Source organism: Angustibacter luteus, from assembly GCF_039541115.1.
Classification (GTDB): domain Bacteria; phylum Actinomycetota; class Actinomycetes; order Actinomycetales; family Angustibacteraceae; genus Angustibacter; species Angustibacter luteus.
In genome coordinates this window covers 753,440-776,152 of sequence record NZ_BAABFP010000002.1, presented here as the reverse complement: position 1 = coordinate 776,152, position 22,713 = coordinate 753,440, and the positions used below count along the sequence as shown (strand labels likewise).

Annotated in this window: 25 protein-coding genes; 16 read left to right on the top strand and 9 right to left on the bottom strand. The window is 71.9% G+C overall.

From position 1 onward, the window contains the following. Positions 1-7 precede the first annotated feature (7 nt). The 12 genes from ABEB17_RS03675 to ABEB17_RS03620 all read left to right on the top strand — a co-directional run bounded on the left by ABEB17_RS03675 (position 8) and on the right by ABEB17_RS03620 (position 11,935). Positions 8-1,249 (top strand): amidohydrolase, encoded by a 1,242-nt coding sequence (locus tag ABEB17_RS03675; RefSeq protein WP_345715216.1) that lies wholly within the window; start codon positions 8-10, stop codon positions 1,247-1,249. Between the two features lie 152 nt (positions 1,250-1,401). Beyond that, positions 1,402-2,451 carry a BMP family lipoprotein gene (locus tag ABEB17_RS03670; RefSeq protein ID WP_425551680.1) on the top strand — a complete coding sequence of 350 codons (1,050 nt, stop codon included), beginning with the start codon at positions 1,402-1,404 and terminating at the stop codon, positions 2,449-2,451. A 135-nt stretch (positions 2,452-2,586) separates the two neighbouring features. Next, positions 2,587-4,161 carry an ABC transporter ATP-binding protein gene (locus tag ABEB17_RS03665; RefSeq protein WP_378227083.1) on the top strand — a complete coding sequence of 525 codons (1,575 nt, stop codon included), beginning with the start codon at positions 2,587-2,589 and terminating at the stop codon, positions 4,159-4,161. Further along, positions 4,158-5,285: an ABC transporter permease gene (locus tag ABEB17_RS03660; RefSeq protein ID WP_345715214.1), complete on the top strand. Its 1,128-nt coding sequence runs from the start codon at positions 4,158-4,160 to the stop codon at positions 5,283-5,285. The genes ABEB17_RS03665 and ABEB17_RS03660 overlap by 4 nt, the downstream gene beginning before the upstream one ends. Beyond that, positions 5,282-6,562 carry an ABC transporter permease gene (locus ABEB17_RS03655; RefSeq protein WP_345715213.1) on the top strand — a complete coding sequence of 427 codons (1,281 nt, stop codon included), beginning with the start codon at positions 5,282-5,284 and terminating at the stop codon, positions 6,560-6,562. The genes ABEB17_RS03660 and ABEB17_RS03655 overlap by 4 nt, the downstream gene beginning before the upstream one ends. Positions 6,563-6,626: 64 nt before the next feature. Next, positions 6,627-6,971: a cytidine deaminase gene (locus ABEB17_RS03650; protein WP_345715795.1), complete on the top strand. Its 345-nt coding sequence runs from the start codon at positions 6,627-6,629 to the stop codon at positions 6,969-6,971. 253 nt (positions 6,972-7,224) lie between these two features. After that, positions 7,225-8,520, top strand: coding sequence for a thymidine phosphorylase (locus tag ABEB17_RS03645; RefSeq protein ID WP_345715212.1), 1,296 nt, complete (start codon positions 7,225-7,227; stop codon positions 8,518-8,520). Positions 8,521-8,561: 41 nt separating this feature from the next. Then, on the top strand, positions 8,562-8,921 hold the full coding sequence (locus tag ABEB17_RS03640; protein ID WP_345715211.1) for a cupin domain-containing protein: 360 nt from the start codon (positions 8,562-8,564) through the stop codon (positions 8,919-8,921). A gap of 9 nt (positions 8,922-8,930) precedes the next feature. Then, positions 8,931-9,305: a YidH family protein gene (locus ABEB17_RS03635; RefSeq protein ID WP_345715210.1), complete on the top strand. Its 375-nt coding sequence runs from the start codon at positions 8,931-8,933 to the stop codon at positions 9,303-9,305. An 11-nt stretch (positions 9,306-9,316) separates the two neighbouring features. Continuing rightward, a complete protein-coding gene (locus tag ABEB17_RS03630; RefSeq protein ID WP_345715209.1) occupies positions 9,317-9,634 on the top strand; it encodes a DUF202 domain-containing protein in 318 nt (105 codons plus the stop codon). After that, positions 9,621-10,763 carry an adenosine deaminase gene (locus ABEB17_RS03625; protein WP_345715208.1) on the top strand — a complete coding sequence of 381 codons (1,143 nt, stop codon included), beginning with the start codon at positions 9,621-9,623 and terminating at the stop codon, positions 10,761-10,763. Before ABEB17_RS03630 ends, ABEB17_RS03625 begins: the two co-directional genes overlap by 14 nt. 5 nt (positions 10,764-10,768) lie before the next feature. Beyond that, entirely contained in the window at positions 10,769-11,935 is a 1,167-nt protein-coding gene (locus ABEB17_RS03620; protein WP_345715207.1) for an NAD(P)/FAD-dependent oxidoreductase, read from the top strand. Here ABEB17_RS03620 and ABEB17_RS03615 read toward each other — a convergent pair. Next, positions 11,922-12,518 carry a uridine kinase family protein gene (locus tag ABEB17_RS03615; RefSeq protein ID WP_345715206.1) on the bottom strand — a complete coding sequence of 199 codons (597 nt, stop codon included), beginning with the start codon at positions 12,516-12,518 and terminating at the stop codon, positions 11,922-11,924. The genes ABEB17_RS03620 and ABEB17_RS03615 overlap by 14 nt on opposite strands. A gap of 79 nt (positions 12,519-12,597) precedes the next feature. On the opposite strand from ABEB17_RS03615, the gene ABEB17_RS03610 reads away from it, so the two are divergent. Beyond that, positions 12,598-12,945, top strand: a complete 348-nt coding sequence (locus ABEB17_RS03610; RefSeq protein WP_345715205.1) for a hypothetical protein — start codon at positions 12,598-12,600, stop codon at positions 12,943-12,945. A gap of 48 nt (positions 12,946-12,993) precedes the next feature. Beyond that, positions 12,994-13,893, top strand: coding sequence for an LLM class F420-dependent oxidoreductase (locus ABEB17_RS03605; RefSeq protein ID WP_345715204.1), 900 nt, complete (start codon positions 12,994-12,996; stop codon positions 13,891-13,893). A 10-nt stretch (positions 13,894-13,903) separates the two neighbouring features. On the opposite strand, the gene bfr is transcribed toward ABEB17_RS03605, so the two are convergent. Both bfr and ABEB17_RS03595 read right to left on the bottom strand, forming a co-directional pair. Next, entirely contained in the window at positions 13,904-14,392 is a 489-nt protein-coding gene (gene bfr / locus ABEB17_RS03600) for a bacterioferritin (RefSeq protein WP_345715203.1), read from the bottom strand. Beyond that, positions 14,379-14,591, bottom strand: coding sequence for a (2Fe-2S)-binding protein (locus tag ABEB17_RS03595; RefSeq protein ID WP_345715794.1), 213 nt, complete (start codon positions 14,589-14,591; stop codon positions 14,379-14,381). Before ABEB17_RS03595 ends, bfr begins: the two co-directional genes overlap by 14 nt. Positions 14,592-14,716: 125 nt before the next feature. Here ABEB17_RS03595 and ABEB17_RS03590 point away from each other — a divergent pair, with 125 nt between their 5' ends. Next, positions 14,717-15,946: an MFS transporter gene (locus ABEB17_RS03590; protein WP_345715201.1), complete on the top strand. Its 1,230-nt coding sequence runs from the start codon at positions 14,717-14,719 to the stop codon at positions 15,944-15,946. Between the two features lie 98 nt (positions 15,947-16,044). Next, a complete protein-coding gene (locus tag ABEB17_RS03585) occupies positions 16,045-17,049 on the top strand; it encodes a PrsW family intramembrane metalloprotease (RefSeq protein ID WP_345715200.1) in 1,005 nt (334 codons plus the stop codon). 5 nt (positions 17,050-17,054) lie between these two features. Here the strand turns inward: ABEB17_RS03585 and ABEB17_RS03580 are convergent, their stop codons facing one another. Genes ABEB17_RS03580 through ssuE form a run of 6 tightly spaced genes read right to left on the bottom strand, consistent with a single transcriptional unit; the run spans position 17,055 to position 22,708 of the window. Beyond that, complete coding sequence (locus ABEB17_RS03580) at positions 17,055-17,960, bottom strand: TauD/TfdA dioxygenase family protein (protein WP_345715199.1); 906 nt, start codon at positions 17,958-17,960, stop codon at positions 17,055-17,057. Further along, positions 17,957-19,300 (bottom strand): LLM class flavin-dependent oxidoreductase, encoded by a 1,344-nt coding sequence (locus ABEB17_RS03575; protein ID WP_345715198.1) that lies wholly within the window; start codon positions 19,298-19,300, stop codon positions 17,957-17,959. The genes ABEB17_RS03580 and ABEB17_RS03575 overlap by 4 nt, the downstream gene beginning before the upstream one ends. 36 nt (positions 19,301-19,336) lie before the next feature. Next, complete coding sequence (locus ABEB17_RS03570; protein ID WP_345715197.1) at positions 19,337-20,236, bottom strand: ABC transporter permease; 900 nt, start codon at positions 20,234-20,236, stop codon at positions 19,337-19,339. Beyond that, the gene (locus ABEB17_RS03565; RefSeq protein ID WP_345715196.1) at positions 20,236-21,090 is read right to left on the bottom strand and encodes an ABC transporter ATP-binding protein; all 855 of its coding nucleotides are present in this window, start codon (positions 21,088-21,090) and stop codon (positions 20,236-20,238) included. The genes ABEB17_RS03570 and ABEB17_RS03565 overlap by 1 nt, the downstream gene beginning before the upstream one ends. After that, entirely contained in the window at positions 21,087-22,133 is a 1,047-nt protein-coding gene (locus ABEB17_RS03560) for an ABC transporter substrate-binding protein (RefSeq protein WP_345715195.1), read from the bottom strand. The genes ABEB17_RS03565 and ABEB17_RS03560 overlap by 4 nt, the downstream gene beginning before the upstream one ends. Then, on the bottom strand, positions 22,133-22,708 hold the full coding sequence (gene ssuE / locus ABEB17_RS03555) for an NADPH-dependent FMN reductase (RefSeq protein ID WP_345715194.1): 576 nt from the start codon (positions 22,706-22,708) through the stop codon (positions 22,133-22,135). The genes ABEB17_RS03560 and ssuE overlap by 1 nt, the downstream gene beginning before the upstream one ends. Between the last annotated feature and the right edge of the window lie 5 nt (positions 22,709-22,713).

Below are 22,713 nucleotides of genomic sequence, written 5' to 3'. Positions count from 1 at the left end.
ACACATCGTGACTCCCGACGCCCAGCACTCTGCGCTCTCGACATCCCAGATCGTGGCGGACCTCGCCACCGAGCTGGTCGACGTCCGGCGTGACCTGCACGCCCACCCCGAGCCGTCCTGGCTGGAGGTGCGGACCTGCGACGTCGTCGCCACCCGGCTGGAGAAGGCCGGCATCGCCGTCCAGGGGCTGCCGCGCAGCGGGCTGGTCGCCGAGGTCGGCCACCCGGACTCGGACGGCCCCGTCGTCGCCCTGCGGGCCGACCTGGACGCGCTCCCGCTGGAGGACGAGACCACCGACCCGTGGCGCTCCACCGTGGACGGCGTGGCGCACGCCTGCGGTCACGACGTGCACACCGCCGCGCTGCTCGGCGCCGGCCTGGCGCTGGCCGAGCAGCACCGCGTGAGCCCGCTGCCCGGCCGGGTCCGGCTGCTGTTCCAGCCCGCCGAGGAGGTCATGCCCGGCGGAGCGCTCGACCTGGTCGCGCACGGGGTGCTGGACGACGTCCGAAGCATCTTCGCGTTGCACTGCGACCCCTCGATCGACGTCGGGACGATCGGGCTGCGCGAGGGCCCGATCACCGCGGCGACGGACCAGGTGACCGTGCGGCTGCGCGGCAAGGGCGGGCACACGTCCCGGCCGCACCTCACCCAGGACCTCACCTTCGCGCTCGCGAAGGTCGTCACCGAGGTGCCGGCCGCGCTGTCGCGCCGGCTGGACCCGCGGGCCGGCGCCAGCATGGTCTGGGGCCGCATCGGCGCGGGCTCGGCGGCCAACGTGATCCCGGCGTTCGGTGAGGTCGAGGGCACGCTTCGAGTGCTCGACATCCGCGCCTGGGCGGCCGCTCAGGACATCGTGAACGAGGTGGTGCGCGCCGTCGTCGCACCGTACGGCGTGACCCCCGAGGTCGAGCACGTGCGCGGCGTCCCGCCGGTGGTCAACGACCCGCGGGCCGCCCGGCGGCTGGCCGCCGCGGCCGGCCAGGTGGTCGGGGCCGGCGCGCTGGTCGGCACCGAGCAGAGCCTGGGCGGCGAGGACTTCGCCTGGTACCTGGAGTCGGTGCCCGGCGCGATGGCCCGGTTGGGCACCCGAACCCCCGGCGGTCCGACATTCGACCTGCACCAGGGCAACCTTCGCGTCGACGACGCCGCCGTCCCGGTCGGGGCGCAGCTGCTCGCTCGCGCGGGGCTCGGCGCGCTGGACGACGCGAGCCGGTCCACGTCAACACTTGACGACGTGACCACCCGGTAACAGTTCGGATACTGCACCGTCTGAGGCGGACAGCACCCAGCCAGCCCAGGTAGCATCCCTGCGAGTTGAGCCGGGTGGTCCACCAGGTATCGGCTCCACCATCCCCGCCTCCAGTGGTCACCTCCACGAGGCATTGAATGAAGGAGACACCCTTGCGTCGGGTGATGAAGATCGTTGCTGTCACCTCGGTGGCCGCACTCGCTCTGGCCGCGTGCGGCAGCAGCGATGACACCAGCTCGAGCGGCAGCACCAGCTCGAGCACCAAGAGCGCCCTGAAGGTCGGTCTCGCGTACGACATCGGCGGCCGTGGCGACCAGTCGTTCAACGACGCCGCCGCCGCCGGTCTGGACAAGGCCAAGTCGGACCTCGGCGTCACCGCCCAGGAGGCCGAGGCCACCACCGGTGAGTCCGAGTCCGCCAAGGAGGACCGTCTGCGCACGCTGGCCCAGGCCGGCTACAACCCGGTCGTCGCGGTCGGCTTCGCGTACGCCGGTGCGGTCGACAAGGTCGCCGCGGAGTTCCCGGACGCCAAGTTCGCGATCGTGGACAGCGCCAAGGGCGACAAGACCCCCGCCAACGTAACCAGCCTGCTGTTCGCCGAGAACGAGGGCTCGTACCTGGTCGGCGTCATCGCCGCGAAGAAGTCCAAGTCCGGCAACATCGGCTTCATCGGTGGCGTCCAGGTGCCGCTGATCCAGAAGTTCGAGGCCGGCTACGTCGCCGGGGCCAAGTCGGTCAACCCGGACATCAAGATCCAGGTCAAGTACCTGACCCAGCCGCCGGACTTCTCGGGCTTCTCCGACCCGGCCAAGGGCAAGACGGCCGCGCAGGGTCAGCTCGACGCTGGCGCTGACGTCATCTACGCGGCGGCCGGCGGTTCCGGTGGCGGCGTGTTCGAGGCGTGCAAGGCTGCCGGCGCCTCGGCCATCGGGGTCGACTCCGACCAGGCCCTGACCGCTGACGCGAGCGTCCGCGACGTCATCATCTCGTCGATGCTCAAGAAGGTCGACGTGGCCGTGTTCGACTTCATCAAGGCGAACCAGGACGGCACCGTCAAGGGTGGCGACCAGGTCTACGACCTGAAGAAGGGCGGCGTCGACTACGCCACCACCGGTGGCCACGTGGACGACATCAAGGCCGACGTCGACAAGGCGAAGCAGGACATCATCGACGGCAAGATCACGGTTCCCACCACTCCGTGACCTGATCGTCGCGGGCCCGTCCTCGGACGTGCTCGTGCTCAACGCCTGACCACGGTCCGGGGCGGCGCGGTAGCGTCGCCCCGGACCCGTTTCCGCCCGGGCCAATGACGTGCCCGAGACCTCGAGGAGGACGTCCTGTCCACCGCAACCGATGCCACCCAGACACCGCCTGCCGCGGCCGGCGACCTGGCCGTCCGGCTGACCGGGATCACCAAGAGATTCCCGGGGGTCGTCGCCAACCACGACGTCAACATCGAGGTCCGCAAGGGCACCGTGCACGCGGTGGTCGGCGAGAACGGCGCCGGCAAGTCGACGCTGATGAAGATCCTGTACGGCGTGCAGCGCCCCGACGAGGGCACCATCGAGGTCGCCGGTCAGTCGGTCGTCTTCAGCTCGCCCAGCGACGCCATCTCGCACGGGATCGGCATGGTCTACCAGCACTTCATGCTGGCCGACAACCTCACGGTGCTGGAGAACGTGGCCCTCGGCGCGGAGAGCCTCTTCGGCATCGGGGACCGGGCCCGCGCGAAGATCCGGGAGATCAGCGGGTCGTACGGCCTGGACGTCGACCCCGACGTCCTCGTCGAGGAGCTCGGCGTGGGCGACCGGCAGCGCGTCGAGATCCTCAAGGTGCTCTACCGCGGGGCGAACACGCTGATCCTGGACGAGCCCACCGCGGTGCTGGTGCCGCAGGAGGTCGACGAGCTGTTCGCCAACCTGCGCGAGCTGAAGTCCGAGGGCCTGACCGTCATCTTCATCTCGCACAAGCTCGACGAGGTGCTGTCGGTCGCGGACGACATCACCGTGGTGCGCCGCGGCGAGACCGTGGCGACCGTGGACCCGCAGCAGACGACGTCCCGGCAGCTGGCCGAGCTCATGGTGGGCAGCGAGCTGCCCAGCCCGCAGACCCGCGAGTCGACCGTCACCGACGTCCCGATGCTGTCGGTGCGCGACCTCACCCTGCGGGTCGGCGAGCGCGCCGTCCTGGAGGGCATCGACTTCACCATCCACCGCGGCGAGGTGCTGGGCATCGCCGGCGTCGAGGGCAACGGCCAGGGTGAGCTGGTGGACGCGCTGATGGGCCTACGGCTGCCCGAGACCGGCGCGATCACGCTCGGCGAGGTGGACATCACCGACTGGTCCACCCGGCGGCGCCGCGAGTCCGGCATCGGTTTCATCCCGGAGGACCGGCACCGGCAGGGACTGATGCTGGAGGCCCCGCTGTGGGAGAACCGCATCCTCGGTCACCAGACCCAGCCCCCGTCGTCCCGCGGGCCGCTGATCAACCGCTCGGGGGCCCGCGCGGACACCGAGCGCATCGTGCGCGAGTTCGACGTCCGGACGCCGGGCATCGACGTGACGGCGCACGCGCTGTCCGGTGGCAACCAGCAGAAGCTCATCGTCGGTCGCGAGCTGTCCGGTGAGCCCGTGGTGCTGCTCGCCGCGCACCCCACCCGCGGCGTCGACGTCGGCGCGCAGGCCGCGATCTGGGAGCACATCCGGGCGGCCCGCTCGGCCGGGCTGGCCGTCCTGCTGATCTCGGCGGACCTGGACGAGCTGATCGGTCTGTCCGACACGATCGAGGTGATCCTGCGCGGCCGGTTCGTCGGCCAGTTCGACCCCGCGAACGTGACCCCCGAGCAGCTCGGCTCCGCCATGACCGGCGCCGACGCGAGCGACCGCCAGGACGGCCAGGAGGACCAGGCATGAAGAGGCTCGACCTGAACCGCATCGGCCTGGCCCTGGCCGCGCCGCTGCTGGCCGTCGCGTTCTCGGTGCTGGTCACCAGCGTGATCCTGCTGGTCGCGGGCGACCCGGTCTGGCTGACCTGGAAGACCCTGATCTTCGGCAGCGGCCAGCCGCACGCCATGACCCGCACGCTGCTCCAGACGGTCAACCTGGGCACGACGTACTACCTGTCCGCGATCGCGGTGGCCATCGGCTTCCGGATGAACCTGTTCAACATCGGGGTCGACGGCCAGTACCGGATGGCCGTGTTCGCCGCCGCGGTCGTCGGCTCCTGGCTGGACCTGCCGCGCCCGCTGCACCTGCTGGTGATCATCGTCGTCGCGATGGTGGTCGGTGCCGCGTGGGCGTCGATCGCCGGTCTGCTCAAGGTCGGCCGCGGGGTCAGTGAGGTCATCTCGACGATCATGCTGAACGCCATCGCCGGCTACCTGCTGGCCTACCTGCTGCGCAAGGTCGCCTCGGGCGAACCGGCCAGCAACAACATCTCCACCAAGGAGATCCCGTTGTCCGGTCGGATGCCCGGCATCACCCTGGTGCCCGACGTCCCGGTGCAGACCTACGGCTTCGTGTTCGTCGCGATCCTGGTCGGCTTCGGCTACTGGTACCTGCTGGGCCGCACCCGGTTCGGCTTCGACCTGCGCGCGACCGGCCGGTCGGCGACGGCCGCCGTCGCCAGCGGCGTCAACGTCAAGCGGATGGTGCTCATCTCGATGGCCCTCAGCGGGGCGATCGCCGGGTTGGTGGGGCTGCCCGAGCTGCTCGGCAAGACCTACCAGTACGACCTGTCGTTCCCGGCCGGCATCGGCTTCACCGGCATCGCCATCGCCCTGGTCGGCCGCAACTCGCCGATCGGGGTGGCGATCGCGGCGCTGTTCTTCGCCTACCTGAACACCTCCAGCAACCCGCTGCAGATCATCGCCGGCGTCGCGCCGGAGATCGTCGTGGTGATGCAGGGCATCATCACGTTCGCCGTCGTCGTGGCCTACGAGCTGGTCCGCCGCTACGGCGTGGCCCGCGAGCAACGGCGGGTGGCTGAACAGCTCACGGCCGGTCCCGGCACCGCGGCGCAGGAGGTGACGGCATGAGCATCGACATCGCCGAGGCCGCAGGCGCACCGGTCCCCGCGCACACCGAGTCCGGCCGCAAGCGCAGCCGGGTCACCCCGGTGACCCTGCTGCTGGCGCTCGCCGGCGGCATGGTGCTGATGTCGCTGGTGCGGGTCATCACGGGCGCCAACGACATCGACTCCAGCGGAACCGTGTCGGCCACCCTGGTGCTCGCCGTGCCGATCGCGATGGCCGGCCTCGGTGGCCTGTGGGCCGAGCGCGCGGGCGTGGTGAACATCGGCCTCGAGGGCATGATGATCTTCGGCACGTGGGGCGCCGGCTTCGGCGGCTACCAGTGGGGCCCGTGGGCCGGGCTGGTGTGCGGCGTGCTGTTCGGCGCGCTCGGCGGCCTGCTGCACGCGGTGGCGACGGTGACCTTCACGGTCGACCACATCGTGTCCGGCGTCGCGCTGAACCTGCTGGCGGCCGGCCTGGTCAAGTACCTGTCGGGTCTGGCCTTCGTCGGCAAGCCCGGCGGCGGCAAGACCCAGTCGCCGTACATCGACAGCCCGCCGTCGTTCACCGTGCCCGGCGTCTCGGACTGGCTGAAGGACGTCGAGGCCAAGCACTGGTTGTTCGTGTCCGACCTGGCGGGGGTCGTGCGCGGCCTGACCACCAACGTCTCGCTGTTTACGATCCTGGCGCTCGCCCTGGTCATCGGGACGTTCTTCATCCTGTGGCGCACGGCGTTCGGCCTGCGGCTGCGCAGCTGCGGTGAGAGCCCGGTGGCCGCCGAGTCCCTCGGCGTGAACGTCTACCGCTACAAGTACGCCGCGGTGATCGCCTCGGGCGCGTTCGCCGGCTTCGGCGGCGTCTACCTCGCCGAGGTGGCCGCCAGCATCTACCGGGACGGGCAGACCGGTGGGCGAGGCTACATCGGTCTGGCCGCCATGATCTTCGGCAACTGGCGGCCCGGCGGGCTGCTGGCCGGCTCGACGCTGTTCGGCTACACGGACGCGCTGCAGCTGCGGCGCGGCGGCGAGAGCGTGCACGCGCTGCTGCTGCTGCTCGCGCTGATCCTGCTCGGCATCGTGGTCTGGCGGGTCCTGCGCCGGGCGAACGTCGCCAGCACCCTGGTCGCGGCGGCCTGCGCGGTCGGGCTCTTCGTCTGGTACGCCACCACGACCGCCGTGCCGGACGACTTCACCGGCATGACGCCGTACGTCGCGACGCTGCTGGTGCTGAGCCTGTCGGCGCAGCGGTTGCGGATGCCCGCGGCGGACGGGTTGCCGTACCGGCGCGGAGAGGGCGGCTGAGGTGGCCGACGTGGTCGGGCCGGACGTGGACTGGGACGCGCTGCGTACCGCCGCCCGGGACGCCATGACGCACGCCTACGCGCCGTACTCCGGCTTCCCGGTGGGCGTGGCCGGCCTGGTGGACGACGGTCGCGTGGTGGTCGGCTGCAACGTCGAGAACGCGGCCTACGGCGTCGCGCTGTGCGCCGAGTGCGGCATGGTCAGCCAGCTGCACGTCACCGGCGGTGGCCGGCTGGTCGCCGTCGCCTGCGTCGACCGCAACGGCGACCCACTGATGGCGTGTGGTCGGTGCCGCCAGCTGCTCTGGGAGAACGGCGGCCCGGACTGCCTGGTGGACACGTCGTCCGGCATCAAGCCGATGAGTGACGTCCTGCCCGATGCGTTCGGCGCGCCCGACCTCGCCCGCTGACCCCGGCCCGCCGACCCCGCCCGCCGACCCCGCCCGCCGACCCCGCCCGCCGACCCCGCCCGCCGACCCGTTGCCCCCAGGTTGTTGATCACGTTCAGTGGGTCTGGGCCCGCTTCTCCAGGGTTGTTCGCCTCGAGAAGCGGATGTTCGCCCACTTCACGTGATCAACAACCGGAGCCCCGCTGGCACGCGCGCTGTACGCCGGGGGCGAACCGCTGGTGACGCCGCGCGCGGCAACAGAGAGGATCGACCCATGAGCGAACCCTTCGATGCCGTCGACGTGATCCGGGCCAAGCGCGACGGCCACGGCCTGGACGACGCGCAGATCGACTGGGTGGTCGACGCCTACACCCGGGGCGCGGTCGCGGACGAGCAGATGTCCGCGCTGGCCATGGCGATCCTGCTGAACGGCATGGACCGGCGCGAGATCAGCCGCTGGACCGCCGCCATGATCGCCAGCGGCGAGCGGATGGACTTCTCCGCGCTGTCCCGGCCGACCGCCGACAAGCACTCCACCGGCGGCGTCGGCGACAAGATCACCCTGCCGCTGGCCCCGCTGGTGGCCGCCTGCGGCGTGGCGGTGCCGCAGCTGTCCGGGCGCGGGCTCGGGCACACCGGCGGCACCCTCGACAAGCTCGAGGCGATCCCCGGCTGGCGAGCGAGGATGAGCAACGCCGAGATGCTGGCCCAGCTCGAGGACGTCGGCGCGGTCATCTGCGCGGCCGGCGACGGCCTGGCCCCGGCCGACAAGAAGCTCTACGCCCTGCGCGACGTCACCGGCACGGTCGAGGCCATCCCGCTGATCGCGAGCTCCATCATGAGCAAGAAGATCGCCGAGGGCACGGGCGCACTGGTGCTGGACGTCAAGGTCGGCTCGGGCGCGTTCATGAAGACCGTGGACGACGCCCGCGAGCTCGCTCGCACCATGGTCGACCTGGGCACCGACGCCGGCGTCACCACCGTGGCCCTGCTGACGAACATGCAGACCCCGCTCGGGCTGACCGCCGGGAACGCCCTGGAGGTGCGCGAGTCCGTCGAGGTGCTGGCCGGTGGCGGCCCGGACGACGTCGTCGAGCTCACGCTCGCCCTGGCCCGCGAGATGCTGGCCGCGGCGGGCCGCGACGACGTGGACCCGGCCGAGAAGCTCCGCGACGGCTCGGCGATGGACGTGTGGCGCCGGATGATCGCGGCGCAGGGCGGCGACCCGGACGCCGAGCTGCCGCGCGCTCGCGAGACCCATGTGGTGACCGCGCCGGCCGAGGGCGTGCTGACCCAGCTGGACGCGCTGAAGGTCGGCGTCGCCGCGTGGCGGCTGGGGGCAGGACGGGCCCGCAAGGAGGACGTCGTGCAGGCCGGCGCCGGCGTCGAGCTGCACGTCAAGCCCGGGGCGCCGGTGCGCGGCGGCGAGCCGCTGATGACGCTGCACACCGATACCCCCGAGCGGTTCGAGCGGGCGCTGGAAGCGTTGCAGGACAGCTGGTTCATCGCGCCGGACGGTTCGCGACCCGACCTGCTGCCGCTCGTCGTGGAGCGCATCGCCGCCGAGTGAGGCGCGGCGGGTCCAGGGTCAACGGGTCTAGGCTCGTCGACATGCCAGAGCTGATCGAGGCCCCGACCCGCATCCCCGTCCCCGGCGGCAAGGTGATCGACGAGTACGTCGGCCGCGTGACCAGCGGCGAGTCCGCGGTCTCGGTCGCGCACATGACGGCGCCGCCGGGCTGGTCCGAGCCCGCCCAGGCACCGGACTTCGACGAGGTCACCCTCGTGCTGCGGGGCGCCGTCCAGGTCGAGCACGAGGGCGGCGTGACCGACGTCCGGGCCGGGCAGGCGCTGGTCACCCGCGCCGGTGAGCGGGTGCGCTACCTCGTCGGCGACGAGGGTGCTGAGTACGTGGCCGTCTGCCTGCCGGCGTTCGCGCCCGAGCTGGCGCACCGCGACGACGAGGACTGACGGCCGCGGATGTCGGCCGACGAGCGCCGTCCGCGGTGGGTCTACGGGGAGGGCACGGACCCGGACCCGCGCTTCTCGCTCGCCAACGAACGGACGGCGCTGGCGTGGGTGCGCACGGCGCTGGCCCTGGTCGCCGGCGGGGTGGCGCTGACCTCGCTGGCCACGCTGGCGGACCTGCCGCGGATGCTCGACGTCCTGGCCGCCCTGGCCTGCCTGACCGGAGGTGCGGTGGCGGTGCGGGCCGCGGTGTCCTGGGCCCGGGTCGAGCGCTCCCTGCGGCGTGGTGAGCACCTGCCCGCTCCTCGCACGCTCGGCGTCCTGGCCGTGGTGGTCGTCGCCCTGGCGCTGCTGCTCGCCGGGTACGCCATCGGTGCAGCGTTGTGAGGACGACGTCGGTGCGGGACCCCGGGCTGCAGCCCGAGCGCACCGGCCTGGCCTGGCAGCGGACGGCGCTGGCCACGATGGTGATCGCGCTGGCCCTGCTGGCGGCCGCCGCGCACCAGCGCCTGCACCTGGTGGTCCTCCTGCTGCTGTGCTGCACGGCGCTGGCCGCGGCCGTCGCGGCGGTGGTCGTCCCGGCATCCGTGCGTCACCTGCACGGGCCGGGGTCGACGTCCCCGTGGCTGCGGCTGTGGTCGGTCGTGACCGCGACCCTGCTGCTCGCCCTCGGCGGCGCGCTGGCGGCACTAGTCTCGGCGGGTGCCCATCACTGACGATGCCCCCACCGCGATCTCCGACCTGGTCCAGCGCGCGCCGAAGGTGCTGCTGCACGACCACCTGGACGGCGGCCTGCGGCCGGCCACGATCATCGAGATCGCCCGCGAGACCGGGTACGACGCGCTGCCGGCCACCGACGCGGGTGAGCTGGGCGCCTGGTTCCGGGACGCCGCGGACTCGGGCTCGCTGGTGCGCTACCTGGAGACGTTCGCCCACACGGTCGCTGTGATGCAGACCCGCGAGTCCCTGGTGCGGGTCGCCAGCGAGTGCGCGCAGGACCTGGCCGCCGACGGTGTCGTGTACGCCGAGGTGCGCTTCGCGCCGGAGCAGCACCTGGTCGGCGGGCTGAGCCTGACCGAGGTGGTCGAGGCAGTGCTGGAGGGGTTCCGGGACGGCGAGCACGCCGCGGCCGCGGCCGGCCACCGGATCAAGGTGGGCACGCTGGTCACGGCCATGCGGCACGCCGCGAACAGCCGTGAGATCGCCCGGCTCGCGGTCCAGTACCGCGACCTGGGGGTGTGCGGCTTCGACATCGCGGGCGCCGAGGCGGGCTTCCCGCCCACCCGGCACCTGGACGCCTTCGAGTACCTGCGCCGCGAGAACGCGCACTTCACCATCCACGCCGGTGAGGCGTTCGGGCTGCCGAGCATCTGGGAGGCCATTCAGTGGTGCGGCGCCGACCGCCTCGGTCACGGCGTCCGGATCGTCGACGACCTGCGGGTCGGGTCCCGGCCCTACGGCGCGGACCCGCAGGCGGATGCTGCGGCCCGGGTCGAGGACGTCACGCTCGGCCGGCTCGCAGCGTACGTGCGCGACATGCGGATCCCGCTCGAGATGGCCCCGTCGTCCAACGTGCAGACCGGCGCCGCGCCGTCCATCGCCGCGCACCCCATCGCGTTGCTGGCCCGGCTGCGCTTCCGGGTGACCTTGAACACCGACAACCGGCTGATGAGCGGGACGTCGATGTCGCGCGAGATGCAGCTACTGGTCGACGAGGTCGGCTGGGGTGCGGACGACCTGCGCTGGGTGACGGTGAACGCGATGAAGAGCGCGTTCCTGCCGTTCGACCAGCGGCTCGCGCTGATCAACTCGGTGATCAAGCCGGGGTACGCCGAGCTGGTGTGAGCTCGATGAGCGAACTGTGGGACGTCGCCGTCGTCGGGGCCGGACCGGCCGGGGTCGCGGCTGCGGTGGCGGCCCGTCGTGCGGGCGCGAGCGTCCTGCTGCTGGACCGCGCCCACTTCCCGCGGGACAAGGCGTGCGGTGACGGGATCGCCGACCAGGTGCTGGCCCAGCTCGCCGACCTCGGGGTGGACGTCGCCGAGGTGACCGCGGGTTTTCCTGCGCTGCAACGGATCCGGCTGACCTCACCCGGTGGGGCGGTCACCGAGGGACGCATGGGTCGACCGGTGCACGTCATTCCGCGCCAGGTGTTCGACGCGCGGCTGGTCGCGCAGGCCGTCCGGCTCGGCGCCGAGCTGCGTCGGTACCGGGTTCGCACGGTCGACGTCGACCGCGACGGCGTCACCCTGGACGACGGCGCCCGGGAGGGGGGTCTGCGCGCGCGGGTGCTGATCGGCGCGGACGGCGTCGGGTCGGCGGTGCGGCGTGCGATCGGAGCGCCGCACCCGGCCGCGGGCCAGACCGCGATCGCGATCCGCGGCTACGCGACTGCCGATCCACTGGCGGACCCGCCGGACCCGGCGTCCGAGGCCACCCAGGTGATCGTGATGACCCGGGCGCACTGGCCGGCGTACGCGTGGTCGTTCCCGATCGGTGACGGACGCGCGAACGTGGGGTACGGGCAGCTGCTGCGGGGGGAGGCGGTGTCCCGCGAGCAGCTGCTCGAGGGGATGCACCGGCTGCTGCCCGGGCTCGGGGCGGTGCAGGACCTCCGCGCCGCGCACCTGCCGCTGTCGCCGGGCCGCGCACCGCTGCCGGACGGTCGGGTGCTGCTGGTCGGCGACGCGCTCGGTCTGGTGAACCCGCTGTCCGGCGAGGGCATCATGCAGGCGGTCGTCTCGGGTGCGCTGGCTGGCCGGGCGGCGGCCACAGCCGCCGACCCGGGGCGCGCCTACCGCGACGCGCTGCACCGCCGGCTCGGGCGGCACCTGCGCGACGCCCGCCTGCTGCAGCGGCTGAACCGGTGGCCCGCCGTGCTGGACGCCGGAGCGCGGGCCTCGGCCAAGGACCGGGTCGTGTTCGACGACCTGATCGAGTTCGGCCTGGCGGACGGCGGGGTACCGCTGCGCACGGTCGCCGGGACCGCCGCGCAGCTGCTGTTCAAGCAGGGCTGAGCAGGGTGCGGATGCGGCGCTCCGCCTGCTTCGGCGTGCACGGCGTCGCGCCGAGTGAGACCTGCCGCGCGACGATCTGGGGCTCGGCGCGCATCAGCCCCCACCCCCGGCGGACGAGCGTGAGCGGCGGCTTGCGGCGCTCCTTCAGGTCTCGGGCGAGCCGCCGGGCGAAGGTCACCATGGGCCGGTGGGTCAGGCACAGCGCGTCGGCGACCAGCCCGGCGTCCCGCAGCGGCCCGATCGCCTCGGCCGCGAAGATCCCCTCGGCGATGACCACGGGCGAACCCGCGCAGTCCACCAGGTAGTGACCGACTGCCCGGGACGTCGGGATGTCGTACCGGGGGACGTCGACCCGGCCGGTCCGGCACAGCTCGGTGGCACAGCGCACGGCCGCCTCGCAGTCCCAGGACGCCGGGTCGTCCCAATCGACGATGCCGAACGCGCGCGGTAACTCGGGGTCGTCGCCGTCGCGGTAGAAGTCGTCCAGGCGCAGCACCGGCAGCCCGAGCCGGGCGGCCAGGTGGGACTTCCCGCTGCCCGACGGACCCGCCAGGACGACGAGTCGGATCGGGTGGGTCGGCACGAGGGAAGATTCTCGCAGATCCGACGCGTTGACCTAACACGGTGGCGAGGGCCACCCCGACGGGAGCACCATGGGGACCATGGGCATCGCGGCCCGCAGCGGGCAGCTCCTCACGCGCGTCGGCGCGGCGTCGCTGAGCGCCCTGGGAGCTCGCGTCGTGCCGTTGCCGTCGCCCGTGCCTCCTTCGCTGCAGCACCTGTGCGCCACGCTGCACCGGCTGGACGACGAGATCGCCCGGCTGCGGGTCAGCGACCGGCGCACACCCGCGCTGTTCCACCGGCTCCAGTCAGCGACCCGGGCCTACGACCTGGTCCTGTGCGACACCTGCCGCGCCGTGGGGGTGCTGCCGCCGGGGGAGGCGCCGTTCAACGCGGTGGCCCGGCTGGAGATCGAGGCCGGGCTCGCCGCAGCCGGTGTCGACTGGTGAGCGAGCTGGTGACGCGCGCTCGCGACTGATCGGGCGCAGACTCGGGACATGCGACTCGGACTGCAGATCCCCTGGTTCACCTTTCCCGACGGCCCCACCGCACTCGGCCCCACCTTGCGCCGGGTGGCCCGCGAGGCGGAGGACGCCGGGCTGTCGAGCATCTTCGTGATGGACCACTTCTTCCAGATCTCGATGATGGGCCCGCCCGAGCAGGACATGCTCGAGGGCTACACGACGCTCGCCCACCTCGCCGCGGTCACCGAGCGGGTCCGGCTGGGCACGCTGGTCACCGGCGTGACGTACCGGCACCCGGGGCTGCTGGTGAAGACCGTGACCACGCTGGACGTGCTGTCCGGTGGCCGCGCGTGGTTGGGCATCGGTGCGGCCTGGAACGAGGAGGAGCACCGCGGTCTCGGCGTCCCGTTCCCGTCGACGTCGGAGCGTTTCGAGCTGCTGGAGGAGACGCTGCGGATCGCGCACCAGATGTGGGCCGGTGACGAGTCCGCGTTCGAGGGCGAGCACTACCGGCTCGAGCGCCCACTGAACTCACCGCAGGCGCTGTCGACGCCGCACCCGCCGATCATGGTGGGCGGGTCGGGGGAGAGGAAGACGCTGCGGCTGGTCGCGCAGTACGCCGACGCCTGCAACCTCTTCTCGGCGGGCCGGGACAGCATCCTGCACAAGCTCGACGTGCTGCAGGGCCACTGCGCCGACGTCGGGCGCGACTACGCCGAGATCACCCGGACGACGCTCGGGACCGTGAACCTGTCCGTCGGCGGCTCCGAGGGGCAGAGCGTGCAGGAGGTCGTCGACCAGCTCGCCGGGCTGGCGGAGCTGGGCATCGACGAGGCCATCGTGAACATGCCGAACGTCGCGCAGGAGGGCGTGTTCGAGCAGGTGGCCGAGGTGGTGGCGGCGGTCGAGCAGCTGGTGCCCGCCGGGCGCTAGCCGGGTCGAGCTAACCGGGGCCCTCGCCCGCCGAGATCTGCTGGGCCAGGTACTGGGGTGCGCCGACCCGGGCGATCGCGTCGAGCTGGCTCTCGAACCAGTCGGCGTGCTTCTCCTCGTCGCGCACCATCTCCTCGAAGACGGCCGCGGTGCCGTGGTCACCGAGGGCGTGGCACTCCTGGGCGGCGGCGTTGAACGCCGCGACCGCGCCCTTCTCGCCGTCCAGGGCGAGGCGCAGCATCTCCTCCGCGTCCTCGCCGACGGTGATCGCGCCCAGCCGCTGCACGTTGGGGTGCCCGTCGAACATCAGGATGCGGTTGATCAGCTCGTCCGCATCGCGCATCTCGTCGATCGACAGGTCGTAGAAGACCTTGCCGAGCCGGGTCAGACCCCAGTTGTCGAGCATGCGGGCGTGCAGAAAGTACGTGTTGGTGACGGTCAGCTCGAGCGTGAGCGCTTCGTTGAGCAGGTCGACGACTCGGGAATCAACAGGCTGCACCTTCGGCCTCCGGCACGGGTGAGACGGCACTGAGGACCGCCCCATGCTCGCACAGGAGTCGCTTCAGGGAGAAGACGCAGCCGCCGCAGTCCTTGCCGGCCCCGCTGGCGCCGCAGATCTGACGCACCGTGCGGGCGCCGTCCTGGATGGCGGCGACGACCTCGCGGTCGCTCACGACCTTGCAGTGGCAGACGATCATGCTGGTCGTCCCCCTGCTCGGTCGGTGTGGTCGCGCCACCGACTCACCTCGATGGCTTAGGTAAGCCTGACCTAAGTCTTGGCTGGCGTCAATTCCGTGTCGCAGGTGTCTCCTAGAGTCGGCGCGTGTCCGAGAACCTCCAGGCCCAGGTCGGGGTCCGGGCGTGGTGGGGCCGATCCTTCAGCGGCTTCCCGCGCCCGTTCTGGGTGCTGTTCGCCGGCACGATCGTCAACCGGGTCGGCCAGTTCGTGCAGCCGTTCCTGTCGCTGTACCTCGTGGGTGGCCGCGGGACGTCGGTGGCCACGGCGGGCACGCTCGTGTCGTGCTTCGGCGCCGGCCTGTTCGTCTCACCCGTCCTCGGCGGTTGGCTGGCCGACCGGTTCGGACGCCGTCCGACGCTGATCTGGGGGCTGCTGGCCACGGCGGCCGGGCTGGCCGCGCTGGGACTGGCGCGCGAGCTGTGGCAGATCGCGGTGTGCGCGTTCCTGCTCGGCGTCGCGATGGACGTCTACCGCCCGGCCATCTCGGCCGCCGTGGCCGAGATCGTCGAGCCGGCCGACCGCCCCCGGGCGTTCGGGCTCATCTACTGGGCGGTGAACCTGGGGGTCTCCGTCAGTGGTGTCCTGGGCGGTTTGCTGGCCGAGCGCGGCTGGTGGCTGCTCTTCCTGCTGGACGCGGTCACCTGCGTCGTGTTCGCGGTGCTCGTGGCCCGTGGGGTGCCGGAGTCGCGGGCGCCGCGCGAGGAGCACGACACGAGCGGGTACGGCGAGGTCCTGCGCGACCGGCTGCTGCTGGCCCTCGGGCTGCTGACCCTGGTCGGGGCGTGCGTCTACATCCAGGCCTACGTCGCGCTGCCGCTGGCCATGCGGGCGGACGGCCTCTCGCCGGCCAGGTACGGCCTCGCGTACGCCGTGAACCCCGTCGTGATCATCGCGGTGCAGCCGTTCACGTTCCCGCAGCTGCGCCGGCTGCCGCCCGTGCCGCTGTACGTCGGCTCGATCCTCCTGCTGGGCGCCGGCTTCTTCCTCACCGGCTTCGCCCACAGCACCCTGGCGTACGCAGGCACCATCGCGGTCTGGAGCCTCGGCGAGATCGGGGTCAACTCGGTCGCGCCGACGCTCATCAACGCGATCTCCCCCGACCGGCTGCGGGGCCGCTACAACGGCGTCATCGGCCTCGCCTACGGCGGCAGCGCGTTCATCGGCCCGATCCTCGGCGCCTACGCGCTGCAGGCCGGTCGCTGGGTGGTCTGGGGCGGAGCGCTGGTCGCGTCGATCGCCTGTGCCGGGCTGGCCGCCGCGCTGGGGCCGAGCCTGCAGCGCCGGATGGGCCAGCGGGAGGGACATAGCGGATGAACGAGGACCGATCGGTCTCGGCGGCGGCTCGTCGGGCTGGGAGAGTCATCCACAACGGGTGACGTGCGCGCCCGCGTCGCCGCGCGATGCTCGGCTCCATGACTGATCAGGCAGTACAGGTGACGGTGGACTCCTCGCGCCCGGTGCACCGCTACACGTTCGTGTGGGTGCTCGTGCTGGGCTCATTCATCTGGATCGTCGGCGCAGTGATCACCGCCGTCACCGCGGACGACATCCTGGTGCCGACGCTGATCCTGATGGGCAGCTTCCTCGTGCCCATCACGATGGTGGTCTTTGCGCTCACCCGTGAGGGCGAGGACCAGCTGTCCGAGGACTGGCTGATGCTCTCGTTCATCCTGGGCGGTTCGGTCGGGGTCGTCTTCGCGGCGCTGGTCGAGACGTACCTGCTGCCGACCGCCGAGGGCACCTTCATCATGGTCGGGCTCATCGAGGAGACGACCAAGGCGCTCCTGGTCATCTTCGTCGCGCGGAAGGTGACCACCCGGCGACCCCGCGACGGCATGGTGTTCGGCGCCACGGTCGGTGCGGGCTTCGCCGCCTTCGAGAGTGCTGGCTACGCGCTCAGCGCGCTGATCCAGCACCAGCAGAACCACCCCGTGCTCAACATCCTGCAGACCGAGATCAACCGGGCGGTCCTGGCGCCGTTCGGCCACATCACCTGGACCGCGCTGTTCGGCGGCGCGCTCTTCGCAGCCAGCCGTCCCGACGGCCGGCTGCGCGTCACGTGGAACCTGGTCTGGACGTGCCTCGGCATCGTCACCCTGCACGCGCTGTGGGACCAGTCGTACGGCTGGGCGATCCTGATCACCCAGGGATTGAACGGCAGCGGCTGGTCGCTGGAGTGGCCGAACACGGAGGCCTGGATCGGCTCGCCCAACCACCATGACCTGGTGGTCTTCCAGGTCGTCTACGCCGCCCTGCTGATCGTCAACGCCACCGTCGGGGCGTCCTGGGTCTTCCGCCGGTGGCACCACTACAAGGCGCTGGCTGCCGCGCGGGAGGCCGCTGCGGCGGTCGCTGCCGCCCCGACCGCCGACGGGCCGGACCCGGATGCTTCGACGGGTCCGTCCCACCGGCGGTAGCCGAGCTAGGCGGGGCCTCCGCTGTAGTGCGTGGCGTCGCCCCGGATGGCGCGGCTCGTCTCGCCGTTCACGCCCACCGGCACCGGACCGGCCACCGTCACACGGTGCAACCGCCGGGCCAGGCCGTCGTAGTTGTCCACCGCGTAGTGCTGGGTGATCCGGTTGTCGAACACCACCACCTGGTCGGGCTCCCAGGCCACCCGCACGACGTTCTCCGGTCGTGTCACGTACGCCTGCAGCAGCCGGAGCACGTCCCGGCTCTCACTCTTGCCCAGCCCGACGATCCGCTGAGCGAAACCGCCGATGTACAGCCCCCGCTCGCCCGTCTCCGGGTGCACGCGTACCACGGGGTGGGCGGTCTCGAACGTGGTCGAGGTGAACTCGGCCCGCCGCTCGCGCACCGCGTCGTCCTCGTCCTCCGGCGGCTGCGCGTAGTCGTAGTCGTTGGTGTGCACCGCCCACAGCGTGTCGGCGAACGCGCGCAGCGGTTCGGGCAGGGCGCGGTAGGCGGCTCCGGTGTTGGCGATGAGCGTCTCACCGCCGTACGGGGGCACGACCTTGCTGGACAACGTGGTGGCCGACGGTGGGGCCTGCACGAACGTGACATCCGTGTGCCACTGATTGGCCACCCCACGCTCGCTGTCCACCGGGAGGACGCGCGGCGCGCCTTCGACGGCCGCGACCGTGGGGTGGGCCGTGGTCAGCGGTCCGAAGTGAGCGGCGAAACGCTGCTGGCCGTCGTCGTCCAGCGGTGCGTTCCGGAAGACGAGTGCCTTGCGCTCGTGCAGCGCGGTGCGCAGGAACGACACGGTCTCGGCGTCGAGGGGTCGGGTGATGTCGACCCCGAGGATCTCGGCGCCGATGCGGCCGGTGAGCCGGCGGACGTCTCGGTCGGTGGCGATGGTGGTCATGCTGCGGTCTCCTTCTGGTTGTGGTGCAGGCGGTTGGCCGGTCTGGCCAGCCCGTAGTTCTCGCGCAGGGTCGAGCCCTCGTACTCGGTGCGGAACAGGCCCCGACGCTGGAGCTCGGGGACGACGAGGTCGACGAAGTCGGTCAGGCCGCCGGGCAGCGTCGGCGGCATCACGTTGAAGCCGTCCGCCGCCCCGCCGGTGAACCACTCCTCGATCTGGTCCGCCACCTGCTCCGGAGTGCCGGCGAAGACCCGGTGGCCCCGGCCGCCGGCCAGCCGCTCGATCAGCTGGCGGACGGTCAGCGACTCGCGCCGGGCCAGGTCGGTGACCAGGGTGAACCGGCTCTGGTTGCCCTCGGTGGCGGTGCCGACGTCCGGCAGCGGGCCATCCAGGTCGGCCTCGGTCAGCCGGGTGTCGAGCATCGCCGACAGCTGCGCCAGTCCGTACGCCGGACTGATCAGCGCCGTGAGCTCGGCCTCCTTGGCGTGGGCCTCGGCCTCGGTTCGGCCGATCACCGGGCTAATCCCGGGGAGGACGAGCAGCTCGGCCGGGCGCCGTCCGTGGCTCGCCAACCGGCCCTTGAGGTCCGCGTAGAACGCTCGCCCGTCGTTCAGGGTCTGCTGCGCGGTGAAGACGGCCTCCGCGAACTGGGCCGCGTACTCCTTGCCCGCCTCGGACGAACCCGCCTGCACGAGCAGGGGATACCCCTGGACCGGCCGTCGGATGTTCAGCGGACCGCGGACGTCGAAGTGCTCGCCGTGATGGTCGACGGGGCGGATCAGGTCGGTGTCCGCGTAGATCCCGGTGCGCTTGTCGGCCAGCACCGCCGCGTCGTCGAAGCTGTCCCACAGTGCCGTGGTGACCTCGACGAACTCGGTGGCCCGGGCGTACCGGCCGTCCGGCCGTCCGGGCAGGCCGAAGTTCAGCGCCTCGTCCTGCCCGGCCGACGTGACGATATTCCAGCCGGCCCGGCCACCGCTGAGGTGGTCCAGCGAGGCGAACGCCCGGGCCAGCGTGTACGGGTGGTTGTAGGTGGTGGACGCGGTGGCGATCAGCCCGACGTGCTGCGTCGAGGCCGCCAGCGCGGACAGCAGGGTCAGCGGCTCGAACGCGCTGTGCGTGTTGTGCTTCACGTTGCCGTGCAGGGCGACGGCGTCGGCGAGGAAGATCGAGTCCAGGCGGCCGCGCTCGGCGGTCCGGGCGATGTCGACGTAGTGCTGCAGGGTCAGGGCGGCGCGCGGGTCGACGGCCGGGTGCCGCCAGGCCGCCTCGTGGTGCCCGTTGGCCATGATGAAGGCATTCAGGTGCAGTCTTCGCGGGGCGGATTCGGTGCTGCTCATGGGTTTGCGTCCTCTCAGGGGTAGGTTCAGCGGCTGTCAACGGGTGGTGGCGTCGACGCGCCAGCGGGAGAAGTGCCGCTCGAGCCGGACCAGGCCGACGTTGACCAGCAGCCCGAGCACCGAGACGGTGAGGATGCCGGCGTACATGTCGGGGATCTGGAAGCTGCTCTGCGCGTTGACGATCAGGTAGCCCAGGCCTGCCTTGGCCCCCACCATCTCGGCGGCGATCAGCACGAGGATCGAGGCCGTGCCGGCCATCCGGATGCCGGTGAAGATCGTGGGGACCGCCGAGGGCAGGATCACCTTGCGGAAGAGCTGGACGCTGGACAGACCCAGCGACCGGGCGGCCCGGACCAGCAGCGGGTCGACCGTGCGCACGCCCGCGACGGTGTTCAGCAGCACCGGGAAGAAGCTGGCGTACGCGACGATCGCCACCTTGCTCACCTCGCCGATGCCCAGCAGCAGCACGAACACGGGCAGCAGGGCCAGCGCGGCGGTGTTGCGGAACAGCTCCAGCAACGGGGTCATCAGCTGGCGCAGCGGCTCGTACCAGGCCACCAGCAGGCCGAGGCTGATCCCGGCGACCACGGCGAAGCCGAAGCCCAGCACCGCGCGGGTCAGGCTGGCCGCCAGGTGCTGCTGCAGCTGACCGGTCTCGATCAGCCCCCACGTCGCCTGCAGCACCTGGTGCAGCGGCGGCAGGAAGACGCGTCGGGAGGAGTCCATCAGGTACAGCGGCGCCAGCTCCCACAGCACCAGGAAGGCGACCAGGGCGGCCGAGTGCCACGCCACCCGCAGGGCCCGCCGCAGACCTCGCCGGCCGACCTCGCGCCATCTCCCGTGGGCCGGTGCGGCGACCGGGGGCGGGTTCGACGTCGAGGCGTCCGCAGCCGACCGGTCGACGCCCTGCTGCTGGTCCAGGGTCACGGTGCTCATCAGGCCGCCCTCTCGGTGCCGTCGGGCTGGATCTTGCGGTGCCCGGCGTCCTGGGCGCGTCGGACCTCGTCGTGCAGCAGCGCCCAGATCTGGTGGCGGTACTCCACGAACCGCGGATCGGCGCGCAGGTCTGCCCCGTCCTGAGCGAGGGCGCGGTCGCCGAGGTCGACGTCCACCAGGGCCTTGAGCCGGCCCGGGCGCGAGCTCAGCACGGCCACCCGCTGCCCGAGGTAGACGGCCTCCTCGATGCCGTGGGTGATGAACACGACGGTCGTCGCGGTGGTCCGCCAGATCCGCAGCAGCTCGTCCTGCAGCTGCTCGCGGGTCTGGGCGTCGAGGGCAGCGAACGGTTCGTCCATCAGCAGGACGCTGGGCTGGTAGGCCAGGCTCCGGGCGATGGCGACGCGCTGCTTCATCCCCCCGGACAGCTCGTGCGGGTAGCGGTCCTCGAAGCCGTTCAGGCCGACCAGGTCGAGGTGCTGGCGAGCCCGTTCACGGCGTTCGCGTCGGGGCAGCCGCTGCTGCTCGAGACCGAACTCCACGTTGGCCAGCGCGGTGCGCCACGGGAAGAGGGCGTACTGCTGGAACACGATGCCGCGGTCCAGTCCGGGTCCCGCGACGCGCGCCCCGTCCACCAGGACCTCGCCCGACGTCGGGGAGCTGAGCCCGCCGAGGAGGTCGAGCAGCGTGGTCTTGCCGGACCCGCTCGGCCCGACCAGGGTGAGGAACTGGCCGTCGGGGACGTCGAGGGTGACGTCCTCCAGTGCGCGCAGCACGCTGCCCGCGGACTGACCCCTGCTGGGGCGGACCAGGAACTCCTTGGTCACCGAGCGGAGGCAGATCTTGGCCGTCATGAGCCACCGCCGGGGGCGAGCGCGTTGAACTCGTTGGTGTACAGCTCGCCCGGCTTCAGCTCACCCCGGCCGACGATGCCGGACTGCTCCAGCCAGGCCTGCCAGCGGGTGAAGTCGACGTCGCTGATCGCGCCGCCCTTCGACGGGATGGCCACGCTCTTCCAGTACTGGAGGTTGTCGGTCTTCTCGTTCCGGCCGCGCCGATTGATGATCTCGGTGAAGCGGGCGATCACGTCCTTGCGCGGGGTGGCGCGCTCCCACTCGATGGCCTTCGCCACCCCCGAGACGAATTCCCTAGCCGCTGCCGGGTGCTTCGCGATGAAGTCGTCGCGCAGCACGTACTGGCCACCGTTGAACGCGCCGAACAGCTCGTAGTCGCTGAACAGCGACCGGACGCCGCCGGAGGCGACGGCGTGGTCCTGCAGCACCCCACTGAGGGTGGCGACGTCGATCTGGCCGCGGCGCAGCGCCTGCTCGGTGTCGTTGGGCGGCAGCACGACGAGCTGGACCTGCTTGATCTCGCTGGTGCTGAGTCCGTTCTGCTGCAGGTACGTGTCGATCACGGCCTCGGCGTGCGCGCCCAGGGTGTTGACGGCGATCTTCTTGCCGATCAGGTCGCGGGGCGAGTGGATGGGGCTCCCGTCGAGCACGAAGAACCCGTTGAAGGACTTGGCGTCCTCGCCGTAGTAGTTCACGACGGCCTTGACCGGGGCGCCGGCGTCGATGAGCTTCACCACGGCACCGGCGAAGGCGCCGCCGAAGTCGGTCTGACCGGTCGCCGCGGACTGGATGTCCTGCGGGCCGCTGATCGTGTTGCCGACCCACTTCAGCTTCACGGTGGGGAGGTAGCCCAGGTCGGCCGCGAGCTCGGGCAGGCTCACGGAGTTCGCGCTGCCCTGGTACCGGAGCGTGACACCGCCACTGCCGTCGCTGGATTCGCTGGCTTCGCTGGTGGGCAGCGAGCAGGCGGCGAGCGTGCCGAGGGCGAGCGTGCCGGCGATGGAGGCGGCGATGGTGGCGGCAAGGACCGCAAGGCGGCGCATCACGCGACCGCTTCGCGGCGAGCGGCTGGCACGGTGAGCAGAGAAGCGCCGGCGACGGCATCGAGGAAGATGCCGGTCACCTCGCGCAGGGGTCGCGCGGCGTCCTCGTCGATGACGGCATCGCCACTGTCGAAGACGGTGACCTGGGAGGCCAGGACGAACCACCCGGGGGTGATGGCGCTCGGCGCCAGGCTGGCCAGCACGGGCCGCAGGGCGTAGTCGACGGCCAGCACATGGGCCTGGGCACCGCCGGTGGCCAGCGGCAGGACGACCTTGCCGCGCAACGCGAACTGCGGCAACAGGTCGAGGAACGTCTTGAGCAGCCCGCTGTACGCCGCCTTGTAGACCGGAGTGGTGACGACGACGGCATCGGCCGCCTCGAGTGCGGCCACTGCGGCGGCGACCGCCGGGTCGTCCGCGACCCCGTGCAGCAGTGGCTGGGCGGGGAGGTCTCGCAGCACGATCGGGACGACGACGTGCCCGTCGCGCTGCAGGCGGTGGGTCACGTCCGCGAGCACGGCGTCGGTCCTGGAGGTGGGGGAGGGACTGCTGGAGATGGTGGCGATGACAGCCATGGGGG